Origin of the sequence: Sphingopyxis macrogoltabida (assembly GCF_001307295.1) — a bacterium.
Taxonomy (GTDB): Bacteria; Pseudomonadota; Alphaproteobacteria; order Sphingomonadales; family Sphingomonadaceae; genus Sphingopyxis; species Sphingopyxis macrogoltabida_B.
Genome location: NZ_CP012700.1, coordinates 900,157 through 916,647, shown reverse-complemented (window position 1 = coordinate 916,647; position 16,491 = coordinate 900,157). Strand labels below are relative to the sequence as shown.

Annotated in this window: 14 protein-coding genes; 7 read left to right on the top strand and 7 right to left on the bottom strand. The window is 66.7% G+C overall.

Annotation, left to right across the window (positions count from 1 at the left end):
- Positions 1-95 precede the first annotated feature (95 nt).
- Entirely contained in the window at positions 96-947 is an 852-nt protein-coding gene (rpsB, locus tag AN936_RS04225) for a 30S ribosomal protein S2 (protein WP_054587041.1), read from the bottom strand.
- A 309-nt stretch (positions 948-1,256) separates the two neighbouring features.
- Here rpsB and AN936_RS04220 point away from each other — a divergent pair, with 309 nt between their 5' ends.
- The gene (locus AN936_RS04220) at positions 1,257-1,517 is read left to right on the top strand and encodes a hypothetical protein (protein ID WP_054587040.1); all 261 of its coding nucleotides are present in this window, start codon (positions 1,257-1,259) and stop codon (positions 1,515-1,517) included.
- On the opposite strand, the gene AN936_RS04215 is transcribed toward AN936_RS04220, so the two are convergent.
- Both AN936_RS04215 and AN936_RS04210 read right to left on the bottom strand, forming a co-directional pair.
- Positions 1,501-2,274, bottom strand: coding sequence for a CDP-alcohol phosphatidyltransferase family protein (locus tag AN936_RS04215; RefSeq protein WP_054587039.1), 774 nt, complete (start codon positions 2,272-2,274; stop codon positions 1,501-1,503). The genes AN936_RS04220 and AN936_RS04215 overlap by 17 nt on opposite strands.
- Positions 2,275-2,276: 2 nt before the next feature.
- The gene (locus AN936_RS04210) at positions 2,277-3,011 is read right to left on the bottom strand and encodes a phosphatidylserine decarboxylase (protein ID WP_054587038.1); all 735 of its coding nucleotides are present in this window, start codon (positions 3,009-3,011) and stop codon (positions 2,277-2,279) included.
- A 140-nt stretch (positions 3,012-3,151) separates the two neighbouring features.
- Between AN936_RS04210 and AN936_RS04205 the strand changes: the two genes are divergently transcribed.
- On the top strand, positions 3,152-4,366 hold the full coding sequence (locus AN936_RS04205) for an NADP-dependent isocitrate dehydrogenase (RefSeq protein WP_054587037.1): 1,215 nt from the start codon (positions 3,152-3,154) through the stop codon (positions 4,364-4,366).
- Positions 4,367-4,442: 76 nt separating this feature from the next.
- Complete coding sequence (locus tag AN936_RS04200) at positions 4,443-6,224, top strand: cation:proton antiporter (protein ID WP_054587036.1); 1,782 nt, start codon at positions 4,443-4,445, stop codon at positions 6,222-6,224.
- 27 nt (positions 6,225-6,251) lie between these two features.
- On the opposite strand, the gene AN936_RS04195 is transcribed toward AN936_RS04200, so the two are convergent.
- Complete coding sequence (locus tag AN936_RS04195; RefSeq protein ID WP_054587035.1) at positions 6,252-9,224, bottom strand: M16 family metallopeptidase; 2,973 nt, start codon at positions 9,222-9,224, stop codon at positions 6,252-6,254.
- A 99-nt stretch (positions 9,225-9,323) separates the two neighbouring features.
- On the opposite strand from AN936_RS04195, the gene AN936_RS04190 reads away from it, so the two are divergent.
- Complete coding sequence (locus tag AN936_RS04190) at positions 9,324-10,181, top strand: carbon-nitrogen hydrolase family protein (RefSeq protein WP_054587034.1); 858 nt, start codon at positions 9,324-9,326, stop codon at positions 10,179-10,181.
- 125 nt (positions 10,182-10,306) lie between these two features.
- Here the strand turns inward: AN936_RS04190 and AN936_RS04185 are convergent, their stop codons facing one another.
- Together AN936_RS04185 and AN936_RS04180 are read right to left on the bottom strand one after the other, a co-directional pair.
- Positions 10,307-10,540, bottom strand: a complete 234-nt coding sequence (locus AN936_RS04185; protein WP_054587033.1) for a hypothetical protein — start codon at positions 10,538-10,540, stop codon at positions 10,307-10,309.
- A gap of 174 nt (positions 10,541-10,714) precedes the next feature.
- Positions 10,715-11,512, bottom strand: a complete 798-nt coding sequence (locus AN936_RS04180; RefSeq protein WP_054590100.1) for an NUDIX hydrolase — start codon at positions 11,510-11,512, stop codon at positions 10,715-10,717.
- Positions 11,513-11,616: 104 nt separating this feature from the next.
- On the opposite strand from AN936_RS04180, the gene AN936_RS04175 reads away from it, so the two are divergent.
- The 3 genes from AN936_RS04175 to AN936_RS25290 all read left to right on the top strand — a co-directional run bounded on the left by AN936_RS04175 (position 11,617) and on the right by AN936_RS25290 (position 15,207).
- On the top strand, positions 11,617-12,273 hold the full coding sequence (locus tag AN936_RS04175; protein ID WP_054587032.1) for a DUF4126 domain-containing protein: 657 nt from the start codon (positions 11,617-11,619) through the stop codon (positions 12,271-12,273).
- A gap of 202 nt (positions 12,274-12,475) precedes the next feature.
- Positions 12,476-14,887 carry an autotransporter domain-containing protein gene (locus tag AN936_RS04170; protein ID WP_201782963.1) on the top strand — a complete coding sequence of 804 codons (2,412 nt, stop codon included), beginning with the start codon at positions 12,476-12,478 and terminating at the stop codon, positions 14,885-14,887.
- Positions 14,851-15,207, top strand: coding sequence for an autotransporter domain-containing protein (locus AN936_RS25290; protein ID WP_234715741.1), 357 nt, complete (start codon positions 14,851-14,853; stop codon positions 15,205-15,207). The genes AN936_RS04170 and AN936_RS25290 overlap by 37 nt, the downstream gene beginning before the upstream one ends.
- A gap of 3 nt (positions 15,208-15,210) precedes the next feature.
- On the opposite strand, the gene AN936_RS04165 is transcribed toward AN936_RS25290, so the two are convergent.
- The gene (locus tag AN936_RS04165) at positions 15,211-16,434 is read right to left on the bottom strand and encodes an NAD(P)/FAD-dependent oxidoreductase (RefSeq protein ID WP_054587031.1); all 1,224 of its coding nucleotides are present in this window, start codon (positions 16,432-16,434) and stop codon (positions 15,211-15,213) included.
- Positions 16,435-16,491: the final 57 nt, after the last annotated feature.

Genomic DNA, 16,491 nt, shown 5'->3' with positions numbered 1-16,491 from the left:
CGGGACGCCCGCGCGCATGGCGGGGCGATAAGTCAAAGCGATGACAGGGACGGCGCGAACCTGTTGCCGCGCCGTCCCGTCATGCCCGAGGACGCTTAGGCGTCGCTCTGACGTTCGGTTTCGGCCGCGGCTTCCGCCGGGACCTGTTCGTCTTCGGTCACCGGAGCGGCGACGTCGGCAGCCGGAGCGGCTTCTTCGGTCAGCACGGCTTCGGCGGCGGGCTCGACGGCCGCGCCAAGGTCTTCGCCGCGGTTCGCGCGGGCCTGCTGGCCGCCACGGGTCGCCGCCTGGGCCACCGCATCGCAGTACAGACGGATGGCGCGCGCGGCGTCATCGTTCGCCGGAACCGGGAAAGCGATGCCGTCGGGCGAGACGTTCGAATCGAGGATCGCGACGACGGGGATGCCAAGGACGTTGGCTTCCTTGATCGCCAGCTCTTCCTTGTTCGCGTCGATCACGAACATCACGTCGGGAATGCCGCCCATGTCGCGGATGCCGCCGAGCGACATTTCGAGCTTGTCGCGTTCGCGGGTGCGGTTGAGCACTTCCTTCTTGGTGAGACCCGAGGTGTCGCCCGACAGCTGCTCTTCGAGTGTCTTCAGGCGCTTGATCGAGTTCGAGATCGTCTTCCAGTTGGTGAGCATGCCGCCCAGCCAACGGTGGTTGACGAAGTGCTGGCCCGAAGCGCGGGCCGCATCGGCGATCGGACCCTGCGCCTGGCGCTTGGTGCCGACGAACAGTACCTTGCCACCAGCGGCCGACGAGGACGCGATGAAGTCGAGCGCGCGCGCGAAAAGCGGCACGGTCTGCGACAGGTCGAGAATGTGGATGCCGTTGCGCGCGCCGAAGATATACGGCTTCATGCGCGGGTTCCAGCGGTGGGTCTGGTGGCCGAAGTGGGCGCCAGCCTCGATAAGATTCTGCATCGTGACGACAGGTGCCGCCATAGTCTTTCTCCTTCCGGTTGGTCCTCTGGAAAGCAAGAACCGGGATCCGCAAGCGGATGATCCGGCACCGGTTTATGTGCGCCTTCCATGTGGAATGGGCGGCCCGTTAGCCTTCCCGGTCGGGAAAAGCAAGGGCCCGGGCGATGATTTGACGCGCGCGATTGCGACCGGCGCACGTCATTCCGGCGACAAACTGACTCCGTTCGTCGCAAAACGGTTGAGAACAAAACGAGAACATGGAACGAAGAGCCAACGGAAACCGTCCCAGGATGAGAAGGTTTCGCACAAAGAAGCCGGAAGGACAAGATCATGGTTCAGGTCGCAGCCGCACTCCTTTTCGCCCTCGCCGCCGGGCTGGGCATCACGGTCATTCTGGCGATGTTCCGCAGCAATGAAGACGCGATCCTTTCGGCGCTCCTGGGCGAAGGCGCCTTCCCGGCCATTGCCGGCCCGCAGCCCGATCCGGCGTCGCAGAAACTGACGCTGCGCCGTTCGCCGGCCCGCCGCGACGCTCCGCGTCCTGTCCGTACCGCCACCCGCGTCCAGCCGCAGCTCAGCCGCGCCGCTTGACCCTTGCATAGCTCGCGAGACCGAAAGGCAGCGTCGCGGTATAGACGGCGCACACCGCGAGCAAGGTCAGCCACGGCGCCGTGACCAGCGCAGCACCGAGCAGCCCAACGCCCGCCAGCGCGAACAGGCGCCACGAACGGCGCAGGCGGATCGATGCCCAGCTATAAGTCGGGATCGCCGAGATCATCAGCATCGCAATTCCGAGCGCCCAGGGCATGACGACATACCATTCGCGAAACAGGTCGTTCGCCGTCACCAGCCACAAATAGACCGGCACGAACGCCATCCCTGCACCCGCTGGCGCGGGAATGCCGGTATTGAAGCCCGCCGACTTATGCGGCTGGAAATCGGCGTCCATCCGCGAATTGAAGCGCGCGAGCCGCAGCGCGCAGCACACCGCCAGTGCGAGCGCCGCAGTCCAGCCGAACTTCGGTGCATTGTCGAGCGACCAGAGAAACAGGATCATCGCCGGCGCGACGCCGAAAGCAATGACGTCGGACAGCGAATCGAGTTCGGCCCCGAACTTGCTCTGTGCGCGGAGCAGCCGCGCGATCCGCCCGTCCATCCCGTCGAGCACGCCGGCGAAGATGATCGCCGCGAGCGCCTTTTCCCACTCTTCGCCGATTGCGAAGCGGACGCCGGTCAGGCCGAAGCACAGCGCCAGCGCGGTGATCGCGTTGGGCGCGAAGGCGCGCAGCGGGATACCGCCGATCCGGCGGCGCTCGGCGTCGGCGGCCGGCTGCGCTTCATCGGCCATGCCTATTGCCCGATGCCGTCGATCATTTCGGCCTTGCCGATCCGCGCGACGATGGTTTCGCCGGCCAGCGTGCGCTGGCCGAGCAACACCTGCGGCGTCGTGCCTGCGGGCAGGTAGACATCGACGCGGCTGCCGAAGCGGATGAGGCCGACGCGCTGGCCGGTCGACAGCTCGGTGCCCATGCTGACGAACGGCAGGATACGCCGTGCCACGAGCCCGGCGATCTGGGTAAAACCGACGCGCACGCCATCGGCGCGCTCGACGACGAAATGCTGGCGCTCATTCTCCTCGCTCGCCTTGTCGAGGTCGGCGTTGAGGAATTTCCCGGGAATATAGACGAGCTTGCGCAGCGTCCCGGCGACCGGGGTGCGATTGATGTGGACGTCGAACACGCTCATGAAGATCGAGACGCGCAGCATCGTCGGGGCGACGAGGCCGTCGGGCCCGGCAATCTCCGGCGGCGGCGCAACTTCGGCGATCTGCGTTACCAGCCCGTCGGCGGGCGCGACGATAAGGTCGCTGCCGGTCGGGGTGATGCGAACGGGATCGCGAAAGAAGGTGCCGACCCAGATCGTCACGCCGAGCATCAGCCAGCCCGGAATCGTCCAGCCGAGCAGCCAGAAGCAAAGGGTGACGATGCCGGCGATCAGCAGGAACTTGCGCCCCTCGGGATGGACCGACGGCCAGCGCCACTTGATACCGCCGCCGGGGCGGTTGGAAGAGATGGTTGTGGACATGGCGATCTTTCTAGGGTGCGTCCCCGGTACTGACAATCGAATAAGGCGAAGGTTCCGCATCCGTCAGGGCCATTGATCAATCGCCCCGCTTTGCCTAAGGCCCCTCGCAACTCCGACTCCCCAAGGAAAAAGGCGAAGATATGGGCAAGATCAAGGTAGCCAACCCGGTTGTCGAACTCGACGGCGACGAAATGACCCGGATCATCTGGCAATGGATCCGCGAACGGCTGATCCTGCCCTATCTCGACATCGACCTGCATTATTACGACCTCGGCATCGAGGAACGCGACCGCACCGACGACAAGATCACCGTCGAGGCCGCCAATGCGATCAAGAAGCATGGCGTCGGCGTGAAGTGCGCAACGATCACCCCCGACGAAGCCCGCGTCGAGGAATTCGGGCTCAAGAAGATGTGGAAGTCGCCGAACGGCACGATCCGCAACATCCTCGGCGGCGTCGTCTTCCGCGAACCGATCGTGATGCGCAACGTCCCCCGCCTCGTTCCCGGCTGGACCGACCCGATCGTCGTCGGCCGCCATGCCTTCGGCGACCAGTATAAGGCGACCGACTTCCGCGTCCCCGGCCCCGGCAAGCTGCGCCTGGTGTTCGAGGGTGAGGACGGCACGCTGATCGACGAGGAAGTGTTCCACTTCCCCTCGTCGGGCGTTGCGATGGGCATGTACAACCTCGACGATTCGATCCGCGACTTCGCGCGCGCCAGCCTGAACTATGGCCTCGCGCGCCAGTGGCCGGTGTATCTGTCGACCAAGAACACGATCCTGAAAGCCTATGACGGCCGCTTCAAGGACCTGTTCGAGGAAGTGTTCCAGGCCGAGTTCAAGGCGCAGTTCGATGCGCTCGGCATCGTCTACGAGCACCGCCTGATCGACGACATGGTCGCCTCGGCGCTCAAATGGTCGGGCAAGTTCGTCTGGGCCTGCAAGAATTACGACGGCGACGTCCAGTCGGACACCGTGGCGCAGGGCTTCGGCTCGCTCGGCCTGATGACCAGCGTGCTGATGACCCCCGACGGCCAGACGGTCGAATCCGAAGCCGCGCACGGCACGGTCACCCGCCACTACCGCATGCACCAGCAGGGCAAGGCGACGTCGACCAACCCGATCGCGTCGATCTTCGCCTGGACCGGCGGCCTCAAGCACCGCGGCAAGCTCGACGGCACCCCCGAAGTGGTGAAGTTCGCCGACGACCTCGAAAAGGTCTGCGTCGCCACGGTCGAAAGCGGCAAGATGACCAAGGATCTCGCGCTGCTGATCGGCCCCGACCAGAACTGGCTGACCACCGAGGGCTTCTTCGAAGCAATCGTCGAGAATCTCGAAGCCAAGATGGGCGCCTGACGGCAAACATAGTTTAGCGATTTAGTCGATATGGGCGACTAGCCAATCGGGGCCGGCCTGCATAAGGTCGGCCCTTATGGTATCGGAAACAGAAACCTCCCTCATCGGCGACGCGCTGGTGGTGCTGGGCGCTGCGGGAATCGTCATTCCCGCCTTCGCCCGCTTCCGCCTGCCGCCCGTGATCGGCTTCATCCTCGTCGGCCTGCTCGTCGGCCCGTCCGGCCTGGGATCGCTGACCGGCGATTATCCATGGCTGCGCCACGTCACCATCGGATCGGCCGAGGAAATCGCCCTGTTCGCCGAGCTGGGCATCGTGCTCCTGCTCTTTTCGATCGGGCTCGAGCTGTCGTTCCGGCGCCTGTGGCAACTGCGCAAGCTGGTGTTCGGCATCGGTGCCGCCGAACTCGGGCTGGGCGGGCTGATCCTCGGTACCGCATTGCTCCTGCTCGGCGACCTTTCACCCGCCGCCGCCTACGGCCTCGGTATCGCGCTCGCCCTCTCCTCGACCGCCCTCGTTCTACCTATTGCCGGCACCAAGTCGGCCGTAGGAAAATCGGCCTTTTCGATGCTGCTGTTCGAGGATCTGGCGCTCGTCCCGATCATCTTCATCCTCGCCGCCCTGTCGCCGACGGCGTCAGGCGACAGCGCCGAATTGCTGCTGACGACGCTCTGGCAAGGCGTCGTCGTCGTCGCCGGACTGGCGATCGGCGGCTGGTTCCTGTTGCCGAAAATCTTTGCCCAGGCCGCGCGCGCCAAGGATCCCGAACTGTTCCTCGCCGCCAGCCTGCTTGTCGTCATCGTCGCCGCGCTGGCGACGGCGGCCGTCGGCCTGTCGCCGATCGTCGGCGCGCTGCTCGCCGGCCTGATGATCGCCGAGACCGAATATCATGAAGAGGTCGAGGCGATCACCGCGCCCTTCAAGGGTCTCGCGCTCGGGGTATTCCTGATCAGCGTCGGCATGGGCCTCAACCTCAAGACGATCGCCGCGCTGTGGCCGCAACTGATCGGCGCGGTCGTCGGCGTTGTCGTGGTCAAGGCGGTCGTCACCGCCGCGTTATTACGCTTTTCGGGCGTCGTCCGGCGCGGCACCGCCGCCGAAGTCGGCCTGTTGATGGCGAGCCCGTCGGAAACCACCCTGATCGTGCTCGCGACGGCCCTGCAGGCGCAACTCATCAGCCGCGACACCGCGGAGTTCTGGCAGCTCGTCACCGCGATCGGGCTGACGATCACCCCGCTGCTGGCGCGCGTCGGCCACGATATCGCGCGGCGGATCGAGCTGCGGACCGGCGACGCGCAAAGCGAAGAAACCCCCGAAGGCCGCACCGTCATCGTCGGCTTTGGCCGCGTCGGCCACACCGTCGCCGAGCTGCTCCGCGAACATGGGCGTCCTTACGTGGCCGTCGACGCCGATATCGACACCGTCGCCGCAGCCCGGCGCGACGGCTTCGCCGTCCGCTTCGCCGACGTCGCGCGGTCCGGCAGCCTCGACAAGCTAGGCATCGAGAATGCGAAGGCGATCGTGCTGACCATGGACGATCCGGTCCAGCAGCTCAGAATGACCCGGCAGCTGCGCCAGAAATATCCCGAGCTGCCGATCATCAGCCGCGCGCGCGATGCCGACCATGCCGCGGCACTCTATCAGGCCGGCGCCTCCGACGCGGTGCCCGAAACGCTCGAAAGCTCGTTGCAGCTCGCCGAGGCGGTGCTGATCGACCTTGGCGTCGCCATGGGGCCGGTGATCGCGTCGATCCACGACGTCCGCGCCAAGATGCGGCAGGACATCATGACCAAGGGCAAGCTCGACCACGAACCGCGGATCCGCCGCACCCGGCGGCACGCGACGGGCAGCGACAGCTAGAAGTAGCCGCCCGCCGGGCGCAGCAGGTCAGCGCGAGGCGGCAACCGGCGCCGAGGCCTGCGATCCGCCCGCGGCGGCCGCCCCAGCCGCCGAGGCATCGGCCAGCGTCATCCCCTTGGGCAGGATCGCCAGCGACCATTGGCGTGCCGGCGTCAGGTAGAGCTTGGCAAGGCGCTGGATATCGGCGGCGGTCACCGCTGCGATATCGTCCTGGATCGACAGCGCCGCCGCGGCGACCCGCGGATCGCGCGTCGCGCCTTCGAGCAGGAACATCCAATAGACATTGCCCGTCGAGGCGCGCGCGACCTGCTCGCGGATCGGCCCGGCGTTGCGCGCGAGTTCGTCGGCGGTGACCGGGTTGGCGACGAGGTCGGCCGCAATATCTTTCGCGATGCCATAGAAACGGTCGATGTCCTTCGGCGCCAGCAGGCTGCCGACGAGCAGATAACCGCCGCTATTGTCGAACCCCGTCGGCCAATGGCTGTCGACGACGGGGCCATAACTGGCCCCCTGCTCGGCGCGCAGCCGGTCGAACAGGCGGTCGTTGAAGATCGCCGCCAGCACTTCCAGACCCCGCGCATCGCGCGGGCTGGCGAGGCCGCCGCTCGTCGGCCAGGCGGTCATCGCCGCGGCCTGCCCCTGCTCGCCGCGATGATAGGCAACTTCGGGCACGGTCACATGCTTGGCAAAGGCGACCTTCTGGCCGCCCGCCGGCGCCAGCGGGGCGCGCGGCGACAGGGCGCCGAACGTCTCGGCCAAGATCTTGCGATAATCGATCGACGCCATATCGCCGAACAGCTGGACCTCGATCGGCCCGCTCGCGAGGCGCGGTTCCCAGAAGGCGCGAAACTTTGCCGGGGTCAGCGCCTCGATCTCGGCCTTGTCGGGCGCCGACCAGCGCGCGTCGTTGCCCGAAAGCCAGCCGCGCAAATTGCGGTCGAGCACGGCATTGGGGGTCGCGTCGTTGAGGTCGTAGCCGGTGAGGAAGCCGACGCGCAGGCGGTCGACGGGCGCCGTATCCCAGCGCGGCGACGCCAGCTTGGCCGCCAACAGCTTCATCTGGTCGGCAAGGTCGGCAGGCTTGCTTTCGGCCGACAGCTCGAACGCATCGTCGTCGATCGCGAAATTCATCTGGATCTGACGCCCGTTGGTGAGCTGATCGATCTCGTTCTGACCCCACGGGCCGATGCCGCTCGCGATCAGGGCATAATCGCCCGTCCACAGCAGGTTGGGTGCGTCGGCGGCGACGCTGCGGTTGCCGGTACCGAAGCGGACGTTGACGCGCACCTTGCCGGGTTCGACCTTGTTGTTCGAGACGAGCGCCGTCACGCCATTGGCGAATTCGATGCGCTCGGCGCGCAGCCCGGGGACGAGAGTCGTCGATGCGATCGTGCCGGGCTGGCCGATCGCCGGTAGCTGGCTGAAATCGGCCTTGATCGTCGCCAGCCGGTCGTCGCGCACCAGCGCCGGCGCTGCGAGCGCCGCCAGCAACGCGCCGTCGCCGCCCTCGATCGCGGTCGGCGTCGTCAACACGACGCGCGTCACCGGCGCACTGAAGATCGCGCGGCTGATCTCGAGCATCGCCTGCGGCGTCGCCGCAGCGCGGATCGACCGGAACATGTCGACCTGGCCCTGCGGGCTGGTGACCGTTTCGCCGATGTCGACCGCGCGCACCATGTCGTCGGCCAGCCGCGCGCCCGGTTCGTTGCGCGCGTTTTCGAGTTCCTTGCGCAGGAAGGCTTCGATCTCGTTCGCCTCGCGGTCGATATCGGCCTGCGACGGCGGCGTTTTCATCGCATCGGCGATCACCCCGCGCACGTCGGCGAGCGCCGGCTTCCAGTCGCCGAGCGGCACGATCTGCGCCATCGTCACGTCGACGCTGCGGCTGACATATTCCTGCTCGACCGTCGCGACGAGATAGCTGCCGCCTGCGCGGGCGCGGTTTTCGAGGCGGCGGTTGACCAGCGCCTGCGCAAGAAACTCCATATAAAGCCGCCGGGTATTTTCGACCGTGTCGATCCGTTTCTTCCACGGCCGGACCATCGCCAGCGACAGCGCGACCGGCTGGTTCGCCTCGACGATCGCCCGCGCCACCGGCGCCTTGGGGTTCGGCTTGCCGAAATCGGGCTGCGCCGGATTGGGACCGGCGGCGCGCCAGTCGCCGTAATATTTCTCGATCAGCCGGGCGAATTCGGCGGGATCGCCGTCGCCGACGATGACGACCACGGCGCGGTCGGGGCGGTACCAGCGGTCGTGGAAGGCGGTCACCGTGTCGGCGCGCGCCGCGCCGAGCGATTCGACGGTGCCGATCGGCGAGCGGTCGCCGAGCAATTGCCCGGCGAACAGATGCGCACTCGTCGCGTCCGAAATCCGCTTTTGCGGACCGTCCGATTCGCGCAGTTCGGACATGACGACGCCGCGTTCGGCGGTCACCGCGGCGTCCGAAATCCGCGGTTCGCGGACCATGCCCGCGAGCAATTTCATGCTCTCGTCAAGGTTGGCCGACGTGATGCTGGGCAGGTCGAGCTGGTACACCGTCTGGGTCGGCGTCGTTTGCGCGTTCGAATCGCTGCCGAAAGTGACCCCGAACCGCTGCCAGATCCGTTTCGCCTCGCCGTCGGGGATATGTTCGCTCCCGCGAAAGGTCAGATGTTCGAGCAGGTGCGCAAAGCCGCGTTCCTTTTCGGTTTCGAACAGCGATCCGACGTCCATCCGCACGCGGATCGAAACCTGCCCCGGCGGCACGCCATTGTTGCGCACCGCATAGTGGACACCATTCGGCAGGACGCCAAAGGTCCATGCGGTATCGCGCGGGATATCACTGCCGACATAGAGCCAGTCGTCAGCCTTTGCGGTGCCGGCCGTCGTCTTGGCGGAAGGTGCAGACGTTCCGCCGGTCTGCGCCGCGGCAGGAGGCGCGAGCAGCAGGGCGGTCGCCGCACAGGCTGGAAGCAGAAATCGGAAAAGCGAGAGCGTGGTCGACGCGGGAGAATAGGACATCGGCCCATCTTATCGCCATCGAAGCTTGCTGGCCACTGAACTGTCGCGTCCCCCCGCGCGCCTCTTGTCCTGCCTGCGCCAGCGGACTAGCCAGACGCGATGGACAACATCTCTCCCTCACCCGTCGCTGCGCTGATCCAGATGACCAGCGGCATCGATCCGGACGCCAACCTCGCGACAATCGATCGCGCGATGGCCGAAGCCGCCGCGCGCGGCGCCGCAATGGCCTTCCTGCCCGAAATGTCGCTGCTGCTCGATCGCGACCGCGCGCGTTCGGCAGCGCATATCCTGCGCGAAGCCGACAGTCCGTGGCCCGCAGCGCTGCAGGAGATGGCGCGGCGGCACGGGCTCTGGCTGCATTCGGGGTCGATGCCGCTGCTCGCCGACGATGGTGAGCGCCGCGTCAACCGTAGCCATATCATTGCCGCCGACGGCAGCATCCGCGCCCGCTACGACAAGATCCACATGTTCGATGTCACCCTGCCGTCGGGCGAGAACTGGACCGAATCGGCCGCCTATGCCGGCGGCGATGCGATAACGGTTGTCGACACGCCGCTCGGACGGCTCGGCCTCAGCATCTGTTACGATGTCCGCTTCCCCGAACTTTATCGCGCCCTCGTCGACCAAGGCGCCGACATCATCGCCGTCCCGGCCGCCTTCACAGTATCGACCGGCGAGGCACATTGGCATGTCCTGCTCCGCGCCCGCGCCATCGAAACGGGTTGCCATCTCCTGGCGGCGGCGCAGAACGGCACGCACGCCGACGGCCGTGCGACCTATGGCCACAGCCTTGCCGTCGATCCTTGGGGTGCCGTCATCGCCGATGCAAGGAACGGAACGGCGACCAATCCGGGTTTCGATCTGGCGCTGGCACCGATCGAAAAGGACGCGGTCGTCCGGGCAAGGCAGGCGATCCCTCTGGCACGGTCACGCAGCGTGCGCGCCATCACGCTATAACAGGCCCGCCTAGAACCCGGCTTCGCGCCTCGGCGCCAGCTCGCAATTTTTTCGACTTCAGCGGACGCACAAAAGGCCCCGAGCAAATGCTCGGAGCCCTTTGGTATCTTTAGCTCGGCCGAAGCTTACGGGCTGGTCGGCGAGTCGTTGTTGTTGTCGACCAGGAAATAGACGCCCAGGCCGAAAGCAACCAGCGCCAGCAGACCGAGAAGCCAGCCATTGCCTTCCATCTCGTTCTGGTCGCTGACAACCGACGTCGCGCGAGCGCCGTCAAGGGCGGGCGCAGCCGACGCTGCAACCGGCGCAACGATCATCGATGTCGCCGCAAGGGAGACAGCGGCTTTCTTCAGCAGGTTCATCTTATTCTCCGTCCACTGGAACTTTGTCTTCTCGAATCACACCAGAGAATCGTCCCCGATCTGCTTCTGCGCAGCCGTCTTAGGGTTTGGTATTCGCAATTGCAATATATTTTGCGTCACTTATCGACGACTAGAAAACTGCAAAATTGGCGAAAAATTGACCCAGATCAAATTTTATCCCCGCCGCACACGTTCGAAGCTTTCGCTGGTCACCGGGTAGCCGAGATGGCCGGGTATGCAGAGGTGGGTCTCGCCTCCCCGCTCCTCGAGCCACGGCGTGACGAGCTCGACCGGAAACTGCCGGGAATAGGATGAAAACCCTTCAAAATCATCTGCTTGTGACAATTTCTCCAGATTGCGCTTGGTCGGGAAGATTACCGACACCTCGCCGTTTTCGGCCATCGCCAGCGTGTGCTTCGCGCTGGCCCAGAAAATATGGCTGTGCTCGGCCTCCTCGACGGTGAGTTCGTGGCCGTGCAACGGCGCCGCCACCGCATAGAAACGCGTGTCGAAGGTCCGCGCTTCCTTGAAATTGGGGCACCAGCGCGCAAAGGGCACCAGCGCGTCCAGTACGAGTCGCTCGCCGCGTTCCGCCAATATGTCGGACAGCAGGACGTCGCTGAGCAGCGCCTGCCGCACGCCTGCTACATCTGGCTCGGCCAGCCCCGGCCAACCGACCGCGAGTCCCGTTTCTTCGAGTGTCTCGCGGAGCGCCGCGACGCGCGCCGCGCCATCGGCCTCATCGTCGGCAAAGCCGTGCTGGCGCGCGACATAATAGTCGTCGGGATCGACTCGCCCGCCGGGAAATACGACGGCGCCCGCCGCGAAGGCCATGTTGCTCGAACGCTTCACCATCAGGATTTCGTCGGGCCCGCCGTCTTCGGAGGGGCGCATGATGACGAGGGTTGCCGCAGGGATTGCCCCGTCGGGAAGGCCCGCGACGGCGCCGGGCGATGAAGCTGTATCGGTCATGGCCATGGCGATAACTGGCCCGCGGCGGCTTGTCATCCGGCCATTGCAGCGACCCGCCCACCGGTGCAAGATGCCGGATCGCTGCAAGAACCGGGAGCAGGGCCATGGGGATTGTCGAGATTTTGGGCGTCGCGGGCAGTCTCAGCCTGCTGGCCGGTTGGCGGCTCTACCTCACCATCCTGGCGACGGGTATCGCGATGCATTTCGGCTGGCTGCCGCTTCCCGAACATCTCGCGGCGCTCAAGGTGCTCGCCAATCCCTGGGTACTCGGCGTCGCGGCGATCGGCACGGTCGCGGAATTTACCGCCGACAAGATCGCGTGGGTCGATTCGGCGTGGGACACGGTGCACAGCGTCATCCGCCCGCTCGGCGGCGCACTGCTGGCGCTGGCGCTCGTCGATTCCTCCGACCCGGCGTGGCAGGTCGTCGCCTTCCTGCTCGGCGGCGGCGGCGCCCTGCTCAGCCACGGCGCCAAGGCGACGACGCGGGCGGTCGTCAACGTCAGCCCCGAGCCCTACAGCAACGCGGTGGTTTCGACGGGCGAGGATGTCGCGACCGGCGGCCTGCTGGCGCTCGCCATCGCCTTCCCGCCGCTGGCGATCGCGATCGCCATCGTCATGGCGGTCGCCGCCGTCGTGGTGATCATCGCGCTGCGCCGCCTCCTCCGCAACATCAAGGCGACGCTGAAAAAAGCGCTCGGCGATGCGCCTGCATCTCCGGCAGCTGAATTGCCGCAGGCCGGCACCAGCGCTCCGGATTAGCGATTTGGCAACCACTGCCGCATAGGCAGCTATTTGCAAACCGCGCATTTTTCCACCGAACGTTTGCGGAAAACAGGGACCAGGCTGCGCCCCGCACGAAGGGAAGCCTATGCCTCGGAAATCGAAAACCCCCGCATCCCGTCGCGTATTCGGCGCGGCGCCGTCCTCGCAAACCCGCCGGCGGCTGCTCCTTTCGTCGGCGATGGCGCTTGCGCTTGGACAGGCGGCACCGGCGTTCGCGCAATGCGACCTCGTGCCGACCCCGAGCGACGACAGCTATATCTGCGACAGCGGTACCGCGCCGGGCGGCCTTGCCGATCCCGGCGGCAACAACCGGCTCGACCTGCCGTCCGGCGGGACGGGAATTATCGACGGCGACGTGACCTTTGGCGCGGGCACGGACGTCTTCGTCATGGGATCGGGCGAAATCCGCGGCATGGTCGATCAGGACAATGGCGACGACCGCTTCGAGATTACGGCAGGCACGGTCACCGGCAATGTCCAGCAGGGCGAAGGGCTCGACGACTTCCGGATGACGGGCGGCGAGATGGGGTCGCTGAACCAGGGCGGCGCGCTCGACAGCTTCTTCATGTCGGGGGGCCGCATCGTCGATGCGTTCGACGACGGCGACAGCGCCGTGATGACGGGCGGGCGCATCGGCCGCGTGAACATGAAACTCGCCGACAATCTGTTCGACATGTCGGGCGGCACGATCGACCGCAACCTCGTCACCGGTTTCGGCAACGACACGATCATCCTGTCGGGCGGAACGATCGGGGGCAATATCAGCGTTTCGGGCGGCACCGACAGCGTCACGGTCACCGGCGGTTCGGTCGGCGGCGAGGTCCGGATGAGCAGCGGCACCGACAGCTTCGTGTGGGACGGGGGCGGTGTCATCCACGGCGCCATCGACCTCGGCGACAATGACGACAGCGCCCGCCTCGCGAATCTCACCGCCGCGAACATCGGCGCGACGCCGGCTGTCGGCGGCGGCGACGGCACCGACGCGCTGACCTTCGACAATGTCACGACGGACGATGTCGGACGCTTCACCGGATGGGAGACGATCGATGCCGTCAACGACACCGAATTGACCTTCGGCGATGTCCTGACCCTCGGCGATGCGGGCACCGGTACCGGCACCTTGCGGATCGACGCGTCGAGCACGATCTTCGGCGGCGGCGCGCAAGGCGGCGTTATCGCCTTCACCGCCGGCCAGCGCGCGACCGTGATCAACGCCGGCCGCATCGACCTGACCAACGGCGGCAACCTGCCCGGCGACAGCTTCACCATCGCCGGAGACTATGTGGGCAATGGCGGGCTGCTGCTCATCGATACGGTGCTCGGCGACGATGCTTCGCTGTCGGACAAGCTGGTGATCGATGGCGGCTCCGCTTCGGGAACGACCGGGGTGACGGTGCTGAATGCCGGAGGAACCGGCGCCGCGACGGCGCAGGACGGGATCCTGATCGTCGATACGCTGAACGGCGCGACGACGGCAAGCGGCGCCTTTGCCCTCAATCACCGCGTCGCGGTGGGCGCGTTCGAATATTATCTGTTCCGCGGCGGCGTTTCGGCCGACAGCGAGGAAAACTGGTATCTGCGTTCGACGCTGGTCACGCCGCCCGCCACGACACCGCCGCCGCAGCCCGCGCCCGCTCCGCCACCGCTCGAACCCGCGCCGCCGCCGCCTCCCCCGGTGGCGCCCGAACCGCCGGCGCCGCCGCATCCCCCCGCGCCGCCCCCGCCACCCTTGCCCCCCGAGCCGACCCCGGCCGATCCCGACCCGGTCGACCCGGCGCCGCCGGTGGTGATCGGCGATCCGGCGCCGCCCGGAGAGCCCGCCCCGCCGCCCGCGCCCGAACCCGAGCCGCCGGCACCACCCCCGGCACCGCCGACCGCGCCCGCCCCGGTTCCGGTGCCCGATACACCGACGCCGCCGCCGACGCCCGGCGCGACGCCGGTGATCGCCGAGGTCGTGCCGCTCTATCGCCCCGAGGTTCCCGCCTATGTCGTTGCCGTACCCGTCGCGCATTATCTGGCGACCGCAGCGCTAGGCACCTTCCACGCGCGGCGCGGCGAACAGGCACTGCTGCGCGGCGGCAAACTGCTCCCCGCGACATGGGGCCGCATCCTCGGCGAGGATACGGAGCTCAAGTGGCAGGGCGACGTCGCGCCGTCGTTCGACGGCGACCTCAAAGGGTTCCAGATCGGGCAGGACCTGTTCGGTCAGGGCGACGCCGACGGCACGAACGTCCGCGCCGGTATCTTCATCGGCCGCGCCGAAATGGACGGCACGACGCGTGGCCGGTCGCTCGGCTGGAACGACCTGACCGTCGGCCGGATCGAGACCCGGAGCACCAGCTTCGGCGGTTATGCAACGCTGACCGGTGCGGACGGCTGGTATGTCGACGCCGTCGTCATGCATAGCTGGTTCGACGGCAAGGCGTCTGCGGACAGCGGCCTTGCCATCGACATCGACGGCACCGGCTGGGCCGCGTCGTTCGAAGCAGGCTATCCGCTGGCGCTATCGGGCGCTGGACGCTCGAACCGCAGGCCCAGATCGTCTGGCAGAAGGTGTCGCTCGACGATCGCGCCGACATGTTTTCGATGATCGATTTCCGGGCGGACGACGCCCTGACGGGGCGCTTCGGGCTACGCCTGCACGGCGATTTCGGAAGCAAGAACAGTCGCTTCCAACCCTATCTTCATGCCAGTTTACGCCATGGCCTGTCGGGATGGCAGACGACCCGCTTCGGCGACGACCCGATCCGCACTGACCTCGGCCGCACCGAATTCGAGGCCGGCGCAGGACTGGTTGCCCGCCTCGGACAGAATGTCGCCCTTCACCTGAAGGGCGATTATGCGATCAACGCCGACGGCCCGCGCAGCCGGCGGCTGGGCGGGACGGTCGGCCTGACCATCAACTGGTAGCGCTCAGGCCGGTAGCAACGCCTTGAGCGGCGTTTCGGCATCGGCAAGCTGCTCGGCGGTCGCGACGAGACCGGCGGTGACGATCATGCGCCCCTGGACATAATCCTTGGTCGCGTTGACGCAGTCGATCGCGATCACCTTGCCGGACTTTAGATAGACGACCGAGAAGCTGCGCGTCGCGGGATCGCCGCGCAGAACTGCCTGATCATGGCCGGTCGACAGGCCTGCGGTCTGGAGCTTGAGGTCATATTGGTTCGACCAGAACCACGGGATGGCGTGATAGGGCGCCTCGTCGCCGACGATGCCCTTGGCGACGACATTCGCCTGGTCGTTGGCATTCTGGACCGATTCGAGCCGGATGCAGGCGCCCTCGGCAAAATGATTCTCATGCGCCGCGCAGTCGCCGATCGCATAGATATCGGGCAGGCTCGTCTTGCACAGCCCGTCGACGAGCACGCCGTTGCCGCCCTCGGCGCCCGCCGCGATCAGCGGTTCGACCGCGGGGACGATGCCGATGCCGACGATGACGAGGTCGGCGGGGATGACCTCGCCGTCCGCCAGCCGCACCCCGGTGACACGCCCCTCGCCCTCGATCGCCGCGACCGACACGCCGAGCCGCAGATCGACGCCATGGTCGCGATGCTCCTTTTCATAGAAGCGCGACAGTTCCTCGCCCGCAACACGCGCGAGCACCCGGTCGAGCGCTTCGAGCAGCACGACCTTCTTGCCCGCCTTGGTCAGCACCGCTGCCGCCTCGAGCCCGATATAGCCGCCGCCGATCACGACGATCTGGCCCGCGGTCTCCGACGCCGCCTTCATCGCGTCGGCATCGGCCCTGGTCCGCACGCCCTGCACGCCGGGCAGGTCACCGCCGGGGATCGGCAGCATGCGCGGAGCGCCGCCGGTCGCCCAGACGAGCTTGCCGTAACCGATCGTCTCGCCGCCGTCGGTCGTGACATTGTGCGCCGCCGGATCGACCGACACGACGCGCTTGCCGAGCAGCATCGTCACCTCGCGCTCGTCCCAATATTTGGCAGGGCGGAGCTGGATGCGTTCGAATTCCTTCTCGCCCGCGAAATATTCCTTCGACAAGGGCGGACGCTCATAGGGAAGCTCGGGCTCGTCGCCGATGATCGCAATGCTGCCTTCGAACTTCTGCGTCCGCAGCATCACCGCAACCTGCGCCCCGCCATGCCCAGCACCAACGATCACAACGTCGAATCGCATTATCCTTGCCCTCTCGCGTCTCTTGCCGATTTGCGAGCGCGTCCCTCGCACGCGCGG